This is a genomic window from Bacillus sp. 22475 (assembly GCF_052044835.1).
In the GTDB taxonomy this organism is placed as follows: Bacteria; Bacillota; Bacilli; order Bacillales; family Bacillaceae_G; genus Bacillus_A; species Bacillus_A cereus.
This window is the reverse complement of sequence record NZ_JBQENW010000015.1, coordinates 102,969-122,372: the sequence shown is the minus strand read 5'-3', so window position 1 is coordinate 122,372 and position 19,404 is coordinate 102,969. Positions and strand designations below refer to the sequence as shown.

The following is a 19,404-nucleotide window of genomic DNA, read 5'->3' as shown; positions in this document are numbered from 1 at the left end:
CTTTCTTTTGTTGATAATTCTTCGCCTGTGATAGGGTCTTTACCAGTAACCGCTCGAATTGCATCATTAATTCCGATGAATTCAGCTGCTCCTTCTAATCCCTTTTGCCACCATGATTTTTCATGTTTCTCCTCTTTTTTAGGAGTTTCTTTCAATTTTCCGGTTTGTTTCTTTTGATATTCCTCATCTGCTTGACGAAACTTTTGAGCAATGCGCCGTAATTCTTTTTCTGTAACTTGTAAATTACGTATGTATGTTTCCATAAGTTTCGTCGATCTCATAAATTCCCCGTAAAAACGCTGACTCGTCGACCCTTGCCATTGCATTTGAATACTAAACATGGATTGATTGAGATTTTGTTGTATGGTCTGGCTGTGTGTTTGCATCTCTGATATGTTTTTGGCAATTTGTTCGAGTTGTTCAGGTTTGACTTTAATCTCCAAACCTTCTCCCACCTTCCTCTATTTTATACCAAAAAGAAATAGAACTGCATTAATTTTTACTTATTCTCTTTAGAGAAAACATCAAAAATACTGTTATCACAAATCGCTTCAATTTCTTCCTTTACAAATAATTTTTGAAATTTTGTTCCTGGGTTCAATATGACATTTGCCTCTAAATCTATTGTTTTTAATAATTCAACTGCATTCATAGAAACATATGGACATTCTTCTGGAATAACCATTTCTAGATGCTTTAAATCCGAATACAGTGGTAACATTAATCCTTCTTCCATTTCAAAATAATGAATTTGTAATTGTGTATTATTAGTAGAAATCAAATTTCCTTCTTCATCTACACTTGTATCCCCTTCGACAGAAGCAACAACGAATAAATTTGATTTCTGTAATATTTCATAAAAATTGCCTCTTTTTTCTTCATTTTGCAACGCTTCCACTAATGCCTCATCTAATGGACTAATTTCTAGTAAACTCATTAACTTTCACTCCTATTTGGAATAATTTCGCCATCTTACTTGGAATAAGATGGCGAATTCATTATCTATTTATTTTTTGGTGTCCATTGCTTTTATTTTGTCTAAGTTCTCCATTGCTTTTTGGCGTACTTCTCCATCAATCGTTGTTGCATATTGTGGTCGAGTTAAAAACTCAAAACATTTATATGCATTATTGTTTTCATTTTTGTCTGAATACCCTTTACCTGTTTGTAACATTTTTTCAGAGACAACTTTCATAAATTCTTTTGCAGGTGCCTGCTGATATCCTAAGTTCATGGCTTGATGAGTTAGCTCAACTACTGACGCTAAATCTTCAATAGTGTTTATACGAGTAGCCTTTTTATTAGCAGCATCAAATGTACTTAAATATTCAATGGCAACTTTTGCTTTATCTTTCACTCCAGTCATTTCAATCCCCGGTGTTTTATAAAGAATTTGATAGATTTCTAAAGCTGATAGGTAATTACTCTTTTCAATTTTTCCCCCTTCTTTTAATACGCGATTTGCGACATCCGAAAATCCTTTTTTATCATTAACCCCACGATAGGAAGCTTGTCCATAATAGTGTAAAGCTTCGTAAAGCTTTCCGTTCTGATTCGCTTTTGTATTTGCTACTTCTATTAGTTGGATTCCCTCCATCTTTTTCGACGCATTGTCAATAACACTCATACCAACGATTTTTTCAATTGTTTTATCGATATCTTTCAACTGTGCCAATAATGTATACGATGGAAGTACAGTTTTCTCAGCCTTTTCTTGCCAATCTGGTGTTCCATTGATTTGCTCCCATTCGACTTCTGTTTTTTCCCATAGTTTATTTGCATAATTCACCATTTCTTCTCTTGAACGCTCTAATGGATGCTTTGTACGAATTGCATTAGCAATATTCAATACAGCTGTATAATATTCTCCTTTATTTGCAGCCTCATTTGCTTTTCTTTCAAACATAAGTGGCATTAACATTTTATTTGCTTCATCTCGAACAGATTGTTCTACCCTTGCCGTACTTGCTAATAGGTTTGCTTTCTTTAAGGCATCTTCCACTGAAAGTTCAGGGTCTTTCATCTGTCCTCTAAGTCCATCTACCGCTATACTAAATTGCTGATTTAATTTTTCTTTTTGTTGGTCTTTTGCGACATCAATCCATTGATTTGCTAATAGTAAAGCATTTTCATAGTTTAGACTTTCAGGGGTTAAATATGTTTCAATTTTCTCAATCGCTTGATTGATCGGATTTGGTTTTTCCGGTTTTTCTGGTTTTTCTGGTTTTTCTGGTTTTTCTGGTTTCATTTGACCATCTGTATCATTGCTATTTGTTTCTTTATGATTTACTTCTTTCGTATTTTCTTTGTTGTTTTTATTAGCTTCAATTAATTGATCTTTTTGCTCTTTCTCACTAGCTATTTCTGACGCCACAGTTTTATTCGTATTATCTTCTTTAACAACCACTTGTCCTCCATTACTGCTAGTTACAGTTTCTTTTTCTGGACTTACGTTTTCTTTTGTATCATTTTTAGATGTCACTACTGGTGCTTCGATGTTAATATTTTTTAATTCTTCTTGTAATAGTTTATAGAAAATCTTTTCTACACGTTGATTTGCAGCCTCTACTAATTTAGGATCCACGCTTTCAAGCACCGAAGTAACTAAGTAATATTTACTTAAAGATTGTTCTAGAGAAGCTATATCTGTTTGGTTATTTAACCAAACATTCTCCTCTTGTACAGCCTTATCGTATACTAACTTTGCAACTGATTGAATATACTCTTTCTTATTTTCTTTTAAATACTCTTGTAATTCTTGTTGGGTTGTAACTTTTTCCTTAAGTGTATTCATTTGGTTACGTAAATAAAATAATTCACTTTGATTCGAATAATTCTCCTTATTAGCTAAAATTTCTCCCAAATTGTCCAATGTTAATCTATGATCAGCAACTGTCTGTGCATTTGAAGATGCATTCAATTGAGATATCAGTGTTAACTCTTTATTTTCCTCCGAATATTTAGCCCTACTATTTAACGTGTCAGAATTTTGCCCTTTTCCATAATACTCATTAAAGAATACAGATGAATACCTCTCTCCATTCCCAGCATACCACTCAACTAAAATATCTCCCGTTATTGGTGATACTGTAATTTGATCGTGTGGCACTGGTGGTTTTGGTTTTTCTGGTTCTTTATCACCATCTGGTTTTGGTTTTTCTGGCTCTTTATCACCATCCGGTTTTGGTTTTTCTGGTTCCTTATCACCATCCGGTTTTGGTTTTTCTGGTTCTTTATTACCATCTGGTTTTGGTTTTTCCGACTCTTTATCACCATCTGGTTTTGGTTTTTCCGGCTCTTTATCACCATCCGGTTTTGGTTTTTCTGGTTCTTTATCACCATCCGGTTTTGGTTTTTCTGGTTCTTTATCACCATCTGGTTTTGGTTTTTCCGGCTCTTTATCACCATCCGGTTTTGGTTTTTCTAGTTCCTTATCACCACCTGGTGTTTTCCCCGTATCCACCAAACTATCCGGTAAATTTTTACTCGGCTCCACCACCGGCCCACCCATATTAGTTGGCAGTTCCGGCTTTTGTGGCGCTGGTGCATCTGATAATTTGATTAGTGGATCTTTCTTTTCCACCGACACATCATCTGGCTTATACGTCACTGGTGTAATCGGTGATTTATTATTTCCGATTAAGTCTGCTAAATTAATGTTTGGTTTTTCTCCTGGTTTGTCATCTTTTTTTGCAGGATCGGCAACTAAATTTGGGAACATAGACTGTAAATTACTTCCTGTAATACGGTCATCTTTTTTCTCTTCTGTATTACTTGCTAGTTTTACCGTTTCTCTTCCTGCTGTACTAAAGCCTTTGTCATAAACAAGATATCCTGACGTTCCAAATAAAGCCACCGACATTACTGATATAGCAACTTTTTTTCCTAGATTGTTGTTGTTTTCTTCCATGTTTCTTCCCCTTTTCACATCTTTATTGAATCCAGCCGTTTGTTTTCATCTCTGTTAGTTTTTCTTGTGCTGCTCTTACTTCAGTTTCATTTTCATTTGCTTGTACCGTTTTTCTTAAGAAACGACTCGCTTCTTCATATTTTTTTTGTTTAATTTTAAACATCCCGAATGCAAAATTCACATGCGGATCTTCATCATTTTGTGAATATGCTTCCGTGAAAAATTTCTCTGCTTCATTTCCTTGTCCCACTTTGTCGTATAAAATCCCTATATTCACAAGCGTATTTGTGTCACGAGTCCCGTTGTTAACAACTCTATTGTAAGCCTCTAACGCTTGTTGATACGCTGCATTACTTTTTCCACCATCTCGTGTTTCATAAAATTGACCAGCTTCATAATATACAATTCCTAATTGATTTAGTAACTCTATATTTTTCATATCTTTTTGGATTGCAGCTTGTAATACTTGCGATGCTTGTTGATAATTCACTTCTTTTTTTGCACTATCAATTAAATTTGTTTTATTCCAAAGTACATATAAATTCGAAATTTCAATTGCATATATAGCATTCTTTGAATCTTGCATAATGGCTTCTTTAAAGAAAGATTCTGCTTTATCTAATTGCACAGTTGCAGTTGCTAGTTGTCCTTTTAAATACGAAACAATTGCCTTATCTTCATTTGTTTTCGTACTCATTTTGACAATAACATCTTCTGCTTTTTCAAATTCTTTCATTTTCATATGACTTACAGCTAAATCTCGCATCGCATCTTTTTTATATGGTTCAATTCCTTTTGCATTATTCGCTAATGCTTGTTCGAAATTCGGAACTGCTTCTTGATATTTTCCTATACGGAAATTCGCTGAAGCTAATAGATATGCCGCTTCATTATTTTCTTTATCTATTTCTCTATCTTTTATTAATTTTGTAAGGTAGTCGATTGCAATTTTATTTTTCCCTTCAGCAACGTAAATCGTTGCTAGCTGAAGATGAGCTTCATCTTTTCCTTTCACTGCGATCGCATGACCAACAGCTTCTTCTGCTTTTATATATTTTTTATCATGATAGGCTTGGCGTGCTTGTCCCATAAATTTTTGGTATTTAGCATTTGTTGTATAAAAGTAAAATAGTGTTGAACCACCTATAACAACTACTACAATTGAGCCAATAATCAAAACCCGTTTTTTATGCTTGTTCCACCATATTGAGAAGGCGGACGGTTCTTTTTGTTCATGTGTTAATGTAAGAGGTTGATTCGATGCTTTTGCATTTAAAATTTCATCATCTATATCATATTCAACTTGTTTTTTTGTTTGTTTACGGCTCTGTAAAATGCTATTTGGAACTGTGATTGTAGCTGCTATTTCTGGCATTGGTGGCTCTTTTTCTTCTTTTATCTCTTTAATAATGCTTTCAATTTCCTTTTTTAACGCATAATCAATGTTTGGAAATTGTACGATTCGTGAATAGACGAAACAAGCATATTCTTTATTATTTTCTCGCTCCAATTCAGTAGCTAGTTCCACATAACTTTGCAGCACTTTTTTTTGATTTATTTCAGATTCTTGATTCTCTAGTAGTTGAATAATATATGCGAGTTCTTGTTTTAGAGCTGTTGATGGATTGAGTGAATTAAAAATTGTTTTATATTCATATAATGCCGCTTGTTTAAATCCTCTCTCTTCTAATAATCTTGCAATTTCCAAACATTTCGATACAAAAAGAGAGTGTTCTTCTTCTGACTGCCTTTTCGCATCAATTTTTACTATTTCTCTTGCACTATGAAATACATCGTACCATTGTGCAAAGCTTGGACATTCTGCGAAAGTGTTACTATTCCATGCTTGATTAAATAACTGTGCGATTTCCCCATTCCATTGATTATGCAATTCTTGCTGAAGTAACGTATATCTTTCACATTCCGTCTGCATTTCTTCCGTTTTAAAGTAACTTGCATCCGTCCATTTGTTATTTCGAATTTCCTCACTACACCAACTTAATACTTCACTTAATAAAATGGCGCCAGCAAAACGGTCGGCTTCTTTTTGCCATATCCCATTTTCCAAATACACTGGTGCATAACCCGCTGAACCTGCTGGCAATAATGAAGGTCTTTTACTTTTTGGTCCATACATTTGCTCAACATCAACAAGTTCAATATAATGTTGGCCTTCAATTGGATTTTCACTTAAAAAAGGTATGAGTACATTACTGGATGATAGATCATTATGAGCAACCTCATTTTCCTCCATCATTTTAAGTGTTGTAAGAAATGCTTCTGCAATAAAGAAACATTGTTCTTTTGATAACACTCGTTGTTCTTGTAAAATATCAGCCCAAGTTGGACCTTCAATCCAAGGCATTACAATACTATTAGCAAGATCTTCTGATTTTTCGATAGCAGATGTATGTTCTTCTGTAGTAACGATATAGCGTGAGCATACTTTAAGACCAGCTAAGGAGGAAAGTGGCTTTAAAAATGCTAGTTGATGTTTTTCATCACGATAGCGCTCTTTAAAAACTTTTAACGCAATTCGTTCCACACCATTTTCATGTTGTAATTGATAAACTGTTCCTTGTCTTCCCTCTTGCCCATATGGCATTTCAATCCCAATAACTGCTGGATGTTTCTCAAAACGATAAACATCTTTATTAAAAATAATTTTTTCTCCTACTTCTGGTCGGAATCCCATTTTATCCCCTTACTCTCATATAACAATTTTTAAAGAAAAGACCAGGAACAATAGCTCCTGGTCTTTTGCAATTGTTCTATTATTAATATGCGTTATCTGTGTTACGGAATTTATCAGAAATACGTTTTAATTCTGATGAAATACCTTCTAAAATTGGAATGTATTGTTGCATCGCTTGTTTAGATTGAGCAAATTCGCCTCGGAACTTCGCTTGTGTTGCCCCAGCCCATTGTCCTTCTAAACTATTAATGTCGCCTTCAAGTCTATTAATTTGGTTTTGAGCTTCCCCAGCTGCGTTTGTAAAGTTACTAGCAATTCGCTCAAGTTCTTCTGGTGTAATTTTAATTTCTGCCATTGTATATATTTCCCCTTTCAATTCTTAAATGATACAACAATTAGATTATAAACTATATTCGAACAATTTTAAAAGGGGTAAATTACAAAAAAATTCTATTTTCTTGTAATTTAACCCTTTTTTAATATTATTTAACCTTTAATTCTGACCATTTCACAATAATTTTATTTGTCATTTTGTAAAGTAAATGTGGTGGTGTATATGCACATTTTATTTTCATTGGCTTTCTACGTATACAATATCCATCCCCACTTGATAATTCTCGATCCATCTCAGTATGTGGAAGCTTTATATTAAAGAAATAGACATCACTATTTTGAGTCGTACCTAATAAATAACCAAAACTTCTCTTTCTAATTTCTGTAAACCATTTTTCATGAGAATAGCTATTTACACTAGACGTTGTAGCGGCCACAACAAAATGAATCCCTTTATTTTTACAATTTTGAACTATTTGTTCCATTTTATTTTTCGAATCAAAGTCGTTAGATAATATCGCTAACATTTGATCAATATCATCAATTGCAATAATTATTTTCTTATATGGCATTTCCACTTCTTCTTTTGAATCTAAAGATGGCATAACTACTTTTCTATTATTTATTACTTCTAGCAAATCATCTAACATTTCTTTTAATTGTATACCATCTGTAAACCTCTTCTCTACATGAGGCAAATCTCCAAGAGCTAAAATACCTGTAGGTCTTTCACCAAAATCTACTAAGTATAATTCGACTTCATCCGGAGAATATTGATAAGCAGTAGAGAACAGAAGTGTTTGTAATAATGATGTTTTCCCACCTTCTATTCTTCCGCCGATAAATATATGATTCATTTCGTCCAATGAAAAACTTTGTAAACGAATATCGTCTGTTTCAACTCCTGCAGAAATTTGAGCTGGTTTTAATCGCTCAACTAAATCTTCTACAAATATTTCTTTAGGAACCATTGGAATCTCTCTTGCTTTTTCACCATTCCATTCACTGCTCATTGTTTGAATAATCGTTTTTAACTGCTGTGAATATTCTAATTCACTTTCACCAATAAACGGCAATGCTGCTTGGAACAATTCAGGCGGTTGTCCTTTCATTAACCCACGACCAGCAGGAACTTCGATTAATGGGAAATTAGGTCTACCAACTAAACTATGATATTCAGTTCTATCTTGCAATTCAAATGTAATTGCCATCGGTATATTATTACGAACACGATCAAACATATCAATAGTTTGATTAAGCGAGAAATAGAAGTACACGCCGTATGTGCTTGATTCTCGTAATAACATTTCTAATATTTCATTCTCTTTTTCGAATTCATTTTTAAATCTTATATAACCATCTACCATTACAACAATAGCAGGAACTTTCTTTCCGACCATTCGATTATACATAGAAAATGACTTTGCACCGATGTTAGAAAAACTCTCTTTTCTTTCTGTAATTTCTTTCTTCAAAAAACCAAATAAACGTTTCATTTTTTCATATTCGTCCTCTTGTACAATCCCACCTACATGAGGTAAATCTCTAAAATCTAAAAACATACGTCCAAAATCAATAATATAAAAATTCACTTCAGCTGGTGTATGAGATACTGCTAGGGACATAATGATCGTTTGTAACATCGTTGTTTTTCCTGTTCCTGGCATACCATATATATTTAAATGGCCTTCTTGTAAATCGAGCTTTAAAGGATACTGCGCTTGATTTCCGACATCATCAATTAATCCAACTGTAATTTGTAAATTTTCTTTCTCCTTATTCCATACATCAGCAGTCCAATTTTCCATTTCATAAAACTCTTTTAATAATAATTTTTCTGGTAAAGGTGCCAACCACGGCCCTGGCAATGCTTTAATATTTTCTTTCTCCGATACGTTCTGTATATAGTGAATAAACGCTTGTAATTGCTTTGGACTATTTGTCATTGGTTTTGGGCGCTTTTTCACTTTTATTCTTTCACCCGAAAGCTTAACTTCTGTAAAATCAACAACAGCAAGAACTTTCTCTTCATCTGGATTATAAGGTGCTCCACTCCATGCAGATTGGAACAATTCCAATATTTCATTACTTCCAACCTGTAAATAACCTCTTCCCGGTACATTAATTTTAGAGGCATCTGGAATTTTTAACATTTCACGACTATCGGCGTCATCTTGTACACGTAAACAAATTCGAAAACGTGAGTTACTCCAAATCTTATCATTTACAACCCCTGAAGGTTTTTGTGTAGCTAATAATAAGTGAACTCCTAATGTCCTTCCTATTGCAGCAACACTAATTAGTTCGTCCATAAATTCTGGTTGTTCCTTTTTCATTTGAGCAAACTCATCAATGACAATAAATAAATGTGGCAAAGGTTCTTTTTCACGCCAGCTTGTTTCATAATATTCATCTAAATGTTGAACATTTCCAGCCTGAATAAACAATTTTTGTCTTCTCTCTAATTCCGCCTTTAATGATATTCTTGCACGCTCGATTAAGTTCGGATCTTCTAAGTTTGTAATAGATGCGATAATATGTGGTAATCCTGCAAACGTGTTTGACATTCCGCCACCCTTATAATCGATAAGCATAAATGCCATCTCATGAGGATGATAGGTAGCCGCTAACGCTGCTATAATAGACTGGATCACTTCACTTTTCCCTGAACCTGTTGTACCAGCCATTAAACCATGCGGACCATGTCCTTTCTTCTCAATTTTATCGTGAATATTTAGAAACACAGGTTTACTTCCTTCTCTTACACCTATTGGAACCGGCAATGAAGTCGGATATCGATTTTTATTCCATCTCTCTAGCACCTGTAACTCTTCCATTTTTTTCACTTGGAACAAATCTAAAAAAGTTAATACTTTCGGTATGTTAGCCGCTGTAGAACTTTTCATTCGAATAGGAGCAATACTTCGCGCACCTGATTCGCATCGTTCAAATGAAAGTCGGTCTACTTTAAAACTAGCACGCGTTGTCCCGCTATTTTCAGCTGAGCTTGAAAATGTTTCTACTAACTCACCATTTTCTCCGTTTAAGCTAATAACAAGATCACATTCCATCGGCAATCGTTCTCTCTGTTCTGCAAATATAAATGTAGATGCTCCGACACTTTCCCCTTCTCTAAGTAACATTGGAAGTATAGGATCATCTTCTAAAAATTCTCTCGCGGATAAGAAAAAAACATACATTGGGATTAAAGGTATTTTCGCATCTACCTGTGCAGAGGAATTATAAATTCTACGCATATTAAGTGGTGTGAACAACGTTTCAGCTAATTTCTGCGCTTCTTGTTGATTCTCAGATAAAAAACGCATGCTTCTCTGCTCATCCCACACATGAGGAATCCACCTCATCCAATCCCATTCTTTCTTCTCCTTCTCATGATAGAAGGCTGCTATTTTCACTTCATTTGGAGCGTGATGTGTCATAATTTGCGTCGTTACAATTCGAGTGAAGTTCAATCGATCTTCTTTATTGCCAACCACACCAATTACATCATTTTTTTTCAATGATATTGAAATATGCCCATTAGGGATTGTATTAAAATCTCTTTTCACATTTTGTGCTTCTGTGATTAATGGATTTTCCTCATAACCTTGCTGTTCAGGCACTTTCAATTCAACATAAAATGGTCTCTCACCTGTTCCAATACGGATATCTAAAAAGTCTGGGCTTTCAGGTGTTCGCTCCCATAAATTACTTTCTCGATTTTCAATTCTTTGTACACTCTTTAGTGGACTTGGATTTTGTGTTATTAAATATTTCGCTTGTTCAACCTTTAACGTATCTAACTCCACTCGATGCTTTTGAATTTGCTCCAAATATCTTTGTTGTAACTGCTCCACCATTTGCCTATGTTCTTTCTTTTTACGGAAATGCCCCATCGTTGTAATTGCATACGATCCTAACATTGGGATACTCGAAACCATCATAAGTGGCATATAACTTGCATTCATCTTCATAAATTTCATCATCACAAAATACAATATCAATGTTAAAATTGTCATCATCGCTGGTAATAACATTGTTTCAATAGAAAATTTAGGTTCTTCTGGTATATTTGGCGGATCATGAATAATAACATCCCCTGTTGGTATATCTACTTTCACACGCGGAGAGCGCTGAAAATATGGTGATTTTTGCACAAAGCATTTCTCCTTCCCCATTCAAAACTATTACTCAATGATTTTCCATACATAATCTTCTTCACTAGAAGATATACCTTGTTTAACAGGTTCATTATTAACTTCTTCTGCCGGTAACATTTCAAAAGAAGGGATAATCGCCCCTTTTTTATTTAGCATTACATATTGTCCATCCCAAACATCATTATCTCTCAAAGTCTCGTCATTTCGAATAGAATGCCACTCTTCTTTATCCTTTGTCACTCTAATTTCGTAAATTTCACTTAATGTTTCATCTATTTTTTCGTGATGTAAAATTGCTTCAATAATTTGTATTACTTTCACATCATTTGGGATCGCAATATCTATTTCTTCATTTGATTGTTTTATGTACGTCACAATAATCTCTTCCACGTATATTCACCTTTCCGTTGTATTCTTACCAAGAAATATCTAAAAACGAAATATCATCGCTCGTCGGTGAGCACTGTGCCCTCTCGATTTTTTGTAAGACTTCCTCAAAGTTATACTGCATAAGCGACATCAGTCCATCTGAATGAATTACAATTCTATTTACTTCTTCTCTAGATAACTTCTTTGAAAAAATATCCAATTCACCACCAATAATACCATGATGTGTAGACCATCTTTTCCCTACACTTCTCTCAAAATTCAATTCATTTAAGCACTTTTTCTGATTTTGGAACAATTGTACAAAAGAATCGCCATGTGTAACTATTGTTACATTTACTTCGTCTTGATTTGGAATGAGCTCTATTTTCCCAGCAATGAACATAGCTTCACTACCTTTTCTCCTCTTTTCTTCCAATACATCGAGAAGTAGCCATGGTGTTTCTTCTGGCAATTGAAATATCCTCACTTCCTCTGCTGCTTCTTCTTTCCACTTTTCCAACTCTTCATTTAATAGAATAGAAATATTCTTTTCCTGCAATGTTTCAAATAAATTTAATAATTTCATACCAAGAAATTTCGCAGCGATTTCACCATGAAAAGACATTCCTACACCATCACATAATGCAAAGGTAATACTAGTCCCATTATCTTGAAATATAAGAAAATCTTGTCCACTCTCATTTAAGTCTTGCGTTTCTTTAGCTCTTACGTAACTATATCGATATGTAAAATTTTCACCTTTCTTCTCTTGTAATACTGTTTCTTTTTCTTGCGACAGGATATACTTCACTATTTTTCTCCCTCCTATCGAACCGGCGTTGCAGCAGACATTTGAAATCCAAGTGATACTAAATCTGCATTTGTACCTGGAAACATCATCACTGCACCATCCCCAATATGAAAACCATACTCAGTCATCATCTCACGATAACTTTGAGGGATAGGAGAGGAAAGTCGTTGCAACTTTGCACCATATTCATCCGTAATTTCTGTATGTGGCATAATCCCTTCCCACTTCTTTATACTAGTAATTTGTTCTTGCATAATTTCATCCGAAATAAAGATATTTTCAATTAGTACATTTCCATCAGGTACAGACATATTCATAATTCTTCGCACAATTAATTCTGGATCTTCGCCAGTTGAAGCACCATCTGTCATATGACAAACAACAGGAGCTGGCCCGTCTTGTAAATTCGGTAATTCCTTTTGCAATAACTTCTCCACTACAGAGAAAGCCTTTGCTGTATCAGTTAAGCGATGCGTTTGAATTTTTTCTAGTGGACGTAGTCTTGCTACTTCATCTATTGTTTTCACCCCACCCAAAAGATCAAAAACTTGATCGCTATAAGCTAAAATAGATACCTTATATCTTGGAAGCAATCGACTACCTTTTGTCGAACGAAATACCATTTGGCGAATCGCTAAAGAAAGAGCATCCGTTACAATGTCAATTCTCCTTTTTTCTTCTCCCTCTACATCCATCATTTGATTCATTGATGCGCTTACATCAAGAAGATAGATTATATAAGCTGGTGTTTGTTGTGTTGCTTGAGTTTGATATAACATGTTTCATACCCTTCCATACATTATTATATGAACTTTTTTTATATTCACATTTCATTATAACTTATGAATTTTCTTTTTCTCAATTTATTATAAAATGTTCTCGATATAATTTACATATTTTCACACAAAAAGATATTTTTCTTCTCTTTAACTTGTGTTTAAATATACAAAACCCTTCTATATTCATAGAAGGGTTTTAATATTATGGTATAAGACGAGTACAATCTCTCGGAAAAGCACTCGCCTCTCGTACATTTGTTAATTCTAATAGTTTATATACAATCCTTTCTAACCCAATTCCGAAACCTCCATGCGGTGGACAACCGTATCGGAATGTATTTAAATAAGATTGAAATTTCTCTGGATGTAATCCTTTTTCTTTAAACGAAGCGAGTAACAATTCATAATTATGAATTCGCTGTGCCCCTGACGTTATTTCTAGCCCTTTATATAATAAGTCGAATGAATCAGTAATAGCTGGATTCTCTTTATTTTGCATCGTATACATCGGTCTCGCTTCTTTCGGATAATGTGTAATGAAAACAAATTCACTATTATATGTTTCCTTTACATATTTCCCTAGTAACTTTTCACCTTCTGTATCTAAATCCCCTACAGGAGATTCTTTACGATACTTACTTTTCAAAATTTCTTGTGCTTCTAACAATGTAATTTTAGGTATTTCAGTAATAACAGGTACTTCTATTTGTAATAGTTGTAGTTCTATTTCACATTTTTTCGCTACTTGTTGAAACATATATCGTAAAACATCCGTTTCTAGTTGCATCACTTCATAAAAATCATGAATAAAACCAAGCTCTACGTCTAACGATATATATTCATTCAAATGACGGGAAGAATTATGATGTTCCGCTCTATATACAGGTGCAATTTCAAAAACTCGTTCTAACCCACCCGCTACCATCATTTGCTTATAGAACTGTGGTGATTGTGCTAAATAAGCTTCTTTTTGGAAGTATGGAAGCTTAAAAACATTTGCTCCTCCTTCTGCCCCTTGTGAAACAATTTTCGGAGTAAATATACGTGTGAAATCGTTCTCTATTAGAAATTCACTAAAGCTCTGAACGAGTGTAGATTTCACTTTAAAAATCGCTGCAGTTCGCTCATGCCTTAATGATATTACTCGCTCATTAAGTAGTTGATCTAAGCCAACTTGTAACTTCTTTTTATTTATTTCAAATGGAAGTGGCTCTGCACCGTTTATTACTTTCACTTCATGAGCAAGTACTTCAACACCCAATTCTGTTTTCGATGTCTCGACTATCTCACCGATTACATGGACAACACTTTCTACATCAACTTTATATCCGGCCAATTCATTTTCTAATACACATTGAATTACTCCTGTTCTGTCCCGTAATAATAAAAAACTAACATTTCCAAGGTGCCGAATTTTTTTTACCCATCCTTGAAGTAATACAACCTTTCCACTTTGCTTTGTACATTCTTTTGTGAGTGAACGCTTCATTATTGAATCCATTATTTTTCCCTCCAGTAATTTTATATTTATTTACGTTATTGTTGTCATCGTCATCATCCACGGTCACTCACCCCCTTTCAAAGAATACAAAAATCCGCCCCTATAAATAGGGACGGATTTTTTTCCGCGGTACCACCCAAATTGTCATACTGACCATCTTAGCCCTGATAACGGTAGGTACCGTTTGCTTTTACTAATAATCACGTTCAAAGCAACACTCACAGGTGTCTTTCCATCATGCGGTATCGCAACCTTCCCAGCAACCGGCTGCTCTCTGTAGACCTTTGCACCATGTACTTTTCCTGATCATCACTTTTTATATTTACAGAGTATTCTAACTCTTCTTTTTATAGAATGCAAGCCTTTTTAAAATATATTCTGATTTTTCACATCCACTTTTGTACAATCTCCTCTAAAGCCATGCCACGTGAACCTTTCAGTAAAACAACATCTTTTTTCGTTATAACTTTCAATACTTCCTCTGCTATTTTGGCTTTATTATCAAATGACTTTATTTTTCCTGTATGATAGTTCTTTCTTGCTTCTTCCGCTACAATTTTGGCTAACTCTCCATACGTAAATACATATTGAATGCTCTCCTCATTTAACATTTTACCAATTTCTCTATGATATGTTTCAGCTTTCTTGCCTAACTCCAACATATCCCCAATCACTATAATTTTTTTCTTATAGGCATTTAATTTCTGCAACGTTTCAATTGCAGCCTTCATGGAGGAAGGACTGGCATTCCATGCATCGTTAATAATTGTAAAACCTGTTTTAGCGGTTAAAAACTGAAAGCGCATTTGTGTAATGTTTATTTGCTGCAATGCTTCTTGTATTTTTTCTATAGGGACTTTGTAAAATTGACCTACAGCGATTCCGACAATCGTATTAAAAATATTATGTTTTCCATGTAAGGGAACATCGTACTGTATTTTTGAATGATTTAATTTAAAATGAACACCATATTCATCTAATTGTACGTTCGTTGGAAACAAATCATTTGTATACTTTCCACCAAACGACTTACTTTCTATACCTAGCATATTAATATTTTGAGAAAGTAATGGCTCATCACCATTATATAAGAACAGTCCACCGTCATTTAATCCGTCTACAATTTCAAATTTAGCCTCCGCAATCTCTTCTCTTGATCCAAGCGTTTCTAAGTGTGACTGTCCAATCATTGTAATGATCGCTACATCTGGCTGTGCTATTTGTGCTAAGTTTCGAATTTGTCCCGTTTCGCTCATTCCCATTTCAAGTATTAAAAACTCTGTATCCTGTTTCATTTCTAAAATCGTTAGTGGTAAACCAATTTGACTATTTAAATTTCCCTTCGTTTTATGCACACGATAAGTTGTACTTAATATCGTGCTTATTATATCTTTTACCATTGTCTTTCCATTACTACCAGTAATTCCGATAACTTTCACATTACTTGTCTTTCGGTAATATCGCGCTATTTTTTGCAGTGCAAGTAATGTGTCATCTACAAAAATAATCGGTATTCCTTTTGGAGGATCACCGTAAGACTTTTTCCATAAAGAAGCAGCCGCACCTTTTTCCATCGCTTCTTTTACATAATCGTGTCCATCTTTCACCCTAATAATCGGAACAAACAAATTCTCTTTCGTAATTTTTTTAGAGTCAATACAGACGCCTTGCATCTCTATATAATGAAATGATTCTTGTAATCCTTCACCATTTACTATCTCTTCCAATTTATTTAATTGTAGTTGAATCAAATCGTCACCTTTTTCCATTTTTTACATAAAACCCAATTCATTTACGCATATTAATAAAAAATTTTATAGCGAGGTGTGTATATGCAAAAAGCAATTAGTTTCTTTCTCCTATTGTTTTGCCTAATTGTAGTAAACGAAACATACGCCTATTCACCAAAATCTTTACCAATCTCTCAAAACTCTGATCAATGGCAAGTGAATATTGATAAACCGAAAAAAACAAACAAGAATATGCTTCAAGCTAAAAAAGATGAATTTCAAACATATCATTTTTCAGTAAAGAATGTCGGGAATAGTGAGGTATATAACGTAAACGTCGAAGTATTCCGCAATGAACCAAATAAGAAAACGAAATATGAACTCTTTTCCCTAAAGGAAAGTCGTTTGGCAAGTGGAAAAACTGGATTTGAACACGCTAATTTACCCGTTGCTACAAAAGCAGATGAAGTTGATGTTATTATTACATGGCAAGAGCACCCATTCAGATCGATGCGAAATGGTCAAAAAGTTGAATCTAGAAAATTTAAAGAGCATTTTGTTTTTAAAGAAGCTAAAAAGTAAATGGGATACGGATATATTCACACTATCATTGATATAGCTTTATTTACTAGTACCAGTTCGTAAGCAAATTAAAAAGTCGTGGCTTATAAATGCCACGACTTTTTATATTAATTCGTACTAATGCCTCTCGCTGCCCAAATGCGATCGATATCAGCAGCATGTTGTCCGCCATATAAAAGAGCATCCGCTTGCTTAATCGCTTTTGCTCCATCACTGAATTTAGAGTTTGGTGTTAATGACCAGTGTGATTGTAAAATGATTTTTGTTGCTACATCACGGCCAAAAGCGTTTGCCATTTCGTATTGACCTTGAGCCCAAATTTCACCATCATCATGCACTTCATTCGTTATATCTTTCGGATATACTTTATTCGTATCTAATCGGCGTAAGCATGTTGGATCTGAACTAGAATAAGCTGTCGCATCCCATTCTCCAACACATGCTTTACCATATCCAGTAGTCGATACTGCATCTTCATATGTAGCACCTAAGAAGTCGCCAAATCCTTCTCCCATCGCTCCGCCTTCTGCTGAACTACCAAAGCCAGGAACTTGGTTATCTTGAATCGAATGCCCATACTCATGTGCGATAATACCAGCATCTTCTGCATCATCAACACCGCCAGTACCGAAAGTTAAAGCTTTTGTTGATGGAGAATAGAATGAGTTATCATCAGTTGTACCATTAACATTCACTTTTATCGAACGGTTATTAATATTTTTAAAACCTAGACTTTGAATGTAACGCTGTAATGTATCGATATGATAATACGACATAACATCTTCAAAGCTATCATTTGCGCGTGTATAGTTAAATTGTAAATTCGTAGATTTTGTTTTCGCTTTTGAAGAAATCGTTACATATTCTCCAATTAAAAATCCTGTTCCATCTAAACCTTTTAACGTAACAGTTTTCAGTTGGTTCGTTAGAGCTGTTGAATCTGCATCGTTATTATCTTTTAAGCCTACTTTACTACCGCTAGATACGACTGGGTTAGGTAAAAATACTTTTCCTGACCCTTCAGCTTTTCGGTTTATATCAACCTTTTTAATTAACTTTCCATTTTCTGCATCAATAAATGTTTCCCATGCACCAAATGGATTATTAGAATGAACTACAACTTTATATACTGGACGAGCCATTCCTTCTTCAACAATATATCCGAATTCTTTCTCTGTAGGAGCCCATAAGTTTTGCTCACTTGCTTCTCCAACATACGCCATTGATTTTTGTATTGCATCTTTTTCACTAATTTTTGTCGTTACTTCCTTCACACCTGTAACAGGCTGATAATCAGAAACAGCGAGTACTCCCTTTCCCTCTCCGTTAAGAGTAACTGTAATTTGTTTTGAAAATACAGGCGCACCGTTAACAACTTGTTGGAACCTAACATATGAAGCTACTGACGTTTCTGTTGTAGAAATATATTGCAAGTCTGAAAGGTCTGTTTTCAATCCATACTGCGCAGCATTTTCTTTTAAATATTCAGTTGCTTTTTTCTGTGGCGAATAAGCTTCTAACTTTACTTGCTGTTGTTTTTCCAATGCCGAAACCGTAGAAATTGTCCCCATTACTAACGGCACAGTCATTGCCATCGCCACCATTTTTTTATTAAACATAGAACCACTCCCCCTAATAAAGTAGCTCAACCTTATCCCATTACCACTAGGCAATCATTCCCCACAAAATGGGGGGATAAAAATTGAATCTACGAGTAATTCTCTATAAACACTTCTATTACCTTTTCATTTAGGGTAAGTGAAATTTTCTCAATATTTATGTGTAAAGTGAACACAATACTTTAGAAATATATTTCTAAAGCAATTCCTTAACTCTTAAACTTTTTAAATGACTTTGTAAAAAATAGGCTACTTTTTACCTAACGGTAGGTTGAAAAAAATATTAATGAATGATACGATTTATATAACCTTTTTTTAGGAGGCTTTATTATGAGCAAAAGTGAAGAAACACTCTCTTCAATTATGGAAGCAAGCTATCGACTGTTTGCCGGACATGGTATTACCAAAACGACTTATTCAATGATTGCTGAAGAAGTCGGAATTGCTAAACCGTCCATTTATTATTACTTTAAATCTAAAGATGCATTAATCGAATGTATTTTCACAGAATTATGTGCTGCGATGCAGTTTTCTTCCTTCTTCCATAAAGAAGAGTTTACGAAAGAAAATTTTATTGAGAAATGCATTGAAATTGGATTCAAAATAATTGATGAACAGCAGAACGATCCTTATTTTAATCGTGTGTTGCAGGAATATGTATTACTATCTTCAAGAAATGATATGTACAAAGATCGATTACTAACTGTGCAAACAGAATATTTACAAGGATTTGAATCACTCCTTACAAAAGCAAATGAGCTGCAATTGATTGAAAATAAAAATCTAGTTTCAAAAGCTCATATGTTAGCATTAGTGCTTGATAATGTCGGGAATTTTATGATGTTACATGTGGATATAGATTATAGACAAATATGGATGGAAGCTGTAAACAGTATTTTTGAAAGAAGGGATTGA

Annotated in this window: 14 protein-coding genes and 1 other annotated feature; of the genes, 2 read left to right on the top strand and 12 right to left on the bottom strand. The window is 34.3% G+C overall.

All coding sequences use genetic code 11. The annotated features are described in order from the left end of the window. From ACTJJY_RS21470 to ACTJJY_RS21420, 11 genes are all read right to left on the bottom strand, one after another. Nucleotides 1-443: WXG100 family type VII secretion target (locus ACTJJY_RS21470; RefSeq protein ID WP_440606486.1), on the bottom strand; the 443-nt coding region annotated here is incomplete at its 3' end. A gap of 56 nt (nucleotides 444-499) precedes the next feature. Continuing rightward, nucleotides 500-937: an SseB family protein gene (locus ACTJJY_RS21465; RefSeq protein WP_088023251.1), complete on the bottom strand. Its 438-nt coding sequence runs from the start codon at nucleotides 935-937 to the stop codon at nucleotides 500-502. 69 nt (nucleotides 938-1,006) lie between these two features. Beyond that, the gene (locus ACTJJY_RS21460; RefSeq protein WP_440606485.1) at nucleotides 1,007-3,910 is read right to left on the bottom strand and encodes a hypothetical protein; all 2,904 of its coding nucleotides are present in this window, start codon (nucleotides 3,908-3,910) and stop codon (nucleotides 1,007-1,009) included. Nucleotides 3,911-3,932: 22 nt separating this feature from the next. Then, nucleotides 3,933-6,605 (bottom strand): tetratricopeptide repeat protein, encoded by a 2,673-nt coding sequence (locus ACTJJY_RS21455; RefSeq protein ID WP_440606484.1) that lies wholly within the window; start codon nucleotides 6,603-6,605, stop codon nucleotides 3,933-3,935. Between the two features lie 82 nt (nucleotides 6,606-6,687). Then, entirely contained in the window at nucleotides 6,688-6,960 is a 273-nt protein-coding gene (locus tag ACTJJY_RS21450; protein WP_053564631.1) for a WXG100 family type VII secretion target, read from the bottom strand. A 127-nt stretch (nucleotides 6,961-7,087) separates the two neighbouring features. Further along, nucleotides 7,088-11,095 (bottom strand): type VII secretion protein EssC, encoded by a 4,008-nt coding sequence (gene essC / locus ACTJJY_RS21445; RefSeq protein WP_440606483.1) that lies wholly within the window; start codon nucleotides 11,093-11,095, stop codon nucleotides 7,088-7,090. 30 nt (nucleotides 11,096-11,125) lie between these two features. Beyond that, nucleotides 11,126-11,488, bottom strand: coding sequence for a hypothetical protein (locus ACTJJY_RS21440; RefSeq protein ID WP_000391135.1), 363 nt, complete (start codon nucleotides 11,486-11,488; stop codon nucleotides 11,126-11,128). Nucleotides 11,489-11,513: 25 nt separating this feature from the next. Further along, nucleotides 11,514-12,281, bottom strand: a complete 768-nt coding sequence (locus tag ACTJJY_RS21435; RefSeq protein ID WP_440606489.1) for a hypothetical protein — start codon at nucleotides 12,279-12,281, stop codon at nucleotides 11,514-11,516. Nucleotides 12,282-12,292: 11 nt separating this feature from the next. Beyond that, nucleotides 12,293-13,057, bottom strand: coding sequence for a vWA domain-containing protein (locus ACTJJY_RS21430; RefSeq protein ID WP_440606482.1), 765 nt, complete (start codon nucleotides 13,055-13,057; stop codon nucleotides 12,293-12,295). A 202-nt stretch (nucleotides 13,058-13,259) separates the two neighbouring features. Beyond that, a complete protein-coding gene (gene aspS, locus ACTJJY_RS21425) occupies nucleotides 13,260-14,558 on the bottom strand; it encodes an aspartate--tRNA(Asn) ligase (RefSeq protein WP_000377346.1) in 1,299 nt (432 codons plus the stop codon). Nucleotides 14,559-14,663: 105 nt separating this feature from the next. Further along, nucleotides 14,664-14,877, bottom strand: a binding site (T-box leader). A 67-nt stretch (nucleotides 14,878-14,944) separates the two neighbouring features. After that, complete coding sequence (locus ACTJJY_RS21420; RefSeq protein ID WP_440606481.1) at nucleotides 14,945-16,327, bottom strand: UDP-N-acetylmuramoyl-tripeptide--D-alanyl-D-alanine ligase; 1,383 nt, start codon at nucleotides 16,325-16,327, stop codon at nucleotides 14,945-14,947. 63 nt (nucleotides 16,328-16,390) lie between these two features. Between ACTJJY_RS21420 and ACTJJY_RS21415 the strand changes: the two genes are divergently transcribed. Next, nucleotides 16,391-16,870, top strand: a complete 480-nt coding sequence (locus ACTJJY_RS21415) for a hypothetical protein (RefSeq protein WP_001167912.1) — start codon at nucleotides 16,391-16,393, stop codon at nucleotides 16,868-16,870. Between the two features lie 107 nt (nucleotides 16,871-16,977). On the opposite strand, the gene ACTJJY_RS21410 is transcribed toward ACTJJY_RS21415, so the two are convergent. Then, nucleotides 16,978-18,489 carry a M36 family metallopeptidase gene (locus tag ACTJJY_RS21410; RefSeq protein WP_440606480.1) on the bottom strand — a complete coding sequence of 504 codons (1,512 nt, stop codon included), beginning with the start codon at nucleotides 18,487-18,489 and terminating at the stop codon, nucleotides 16,978-16,980. Nucleotides 18,490-18,819: 330 nt separating this feature from the next. Between ACTJJY_RS21410 and ACTJJY_RS21405 the strand changes: the two genes are divergently transcribed. After that, the gene (locus tag ACTJJY_RS21405) at nucleotides 18,820-19,404 is read left to right on the top strand and encodes a TetR/AcrR family transcriptional regulator (RefSeq protein ID WP_440606479.1); all 585 of its coding nucleotides are present in this window, start codon (nucleotides 18,820-18,822) and stop codon (nucleotides 19,402-19,404) included.

What these genes read in the sequence shown, in the direction of transcription:
- ACTJJY_RS21450 (WP_053564631.1), bottom strand. Translation starts at nt 6,960, where the DNA reads ATGGCAGAAATTAAAATTACACCAGAAGAACTTGAGCGAATTGCTAGT.
- aspS (WP_000377346.1), bottom strand. Translation starts at nt 14,558, where the DNA reads ATGGATTCAATAATGAAGCGTTCACTCACAAAAGAATGTACAAAGCAA.
- ACTJJY_RS21430 (WP_440606482.1), bottom strand. Translation starts at nt 13,057, where the DNA reads ATGTTATATCAAACTCAAGCAACACAACAAACACCAGCTTATATAATC.
- ACTJJY_RS21460 (WP_440606485.1), bottom strand. Translation starts at nt 3,910, where the DNA reads ATGGAAGAAAACAACAACAATCTAGGAAAAAAAGTTGCTATATCAGTA.
- ACTJJY_RS21455 (WP_440606484.1), bottom strand. Translation starts at nt 6,605, where the DNA reads ATGGGATTCCGACCAGAAGTAGGAGAAAAAATTATTTTTAATAAAGAT.
- ACTJJY_RS21405 (WP_440606479.1), top strand. Translation starts at nt 18,820, where the DNA reads ATGAGCAAAAGTGAAGAAACACTCTCTTCAATTATGGAAGCAAGCTAT.
- ACTJJY_RS21420 (WP_440606481.1), bottom strand. Translation starts at nt 16,327, where the DNA reads ATGGAAAAAGGTGACGATTTGATTCAACTACAATTAAATAAATTGGAA.
- ACTJJY_RS21410 (WP_440606480.1), bottom strand. Translation starts at nt 18,489, where the DNA reads ATGTTTAATAAAAAAATGGTGGCGATGGCAATGACTGTGCCGTTAGTA.
- ACTJJY_RS21415 (WP_001167912.1), top strand. Translation starts at nt 16,391, where the DNA reads ATGCAAAAAGCAATTAGTTTCTTTCTCCTATTGTTTTGCCTAATTGTA.
- ACTJJY_RS21465 (WP_088023251.1), bottom strand. Translation starts at nt 937, where the DNA reads ATGAGTTTACTAGAAATTAGTCCATTAGATGAGGCATTAGTGGAAGCG.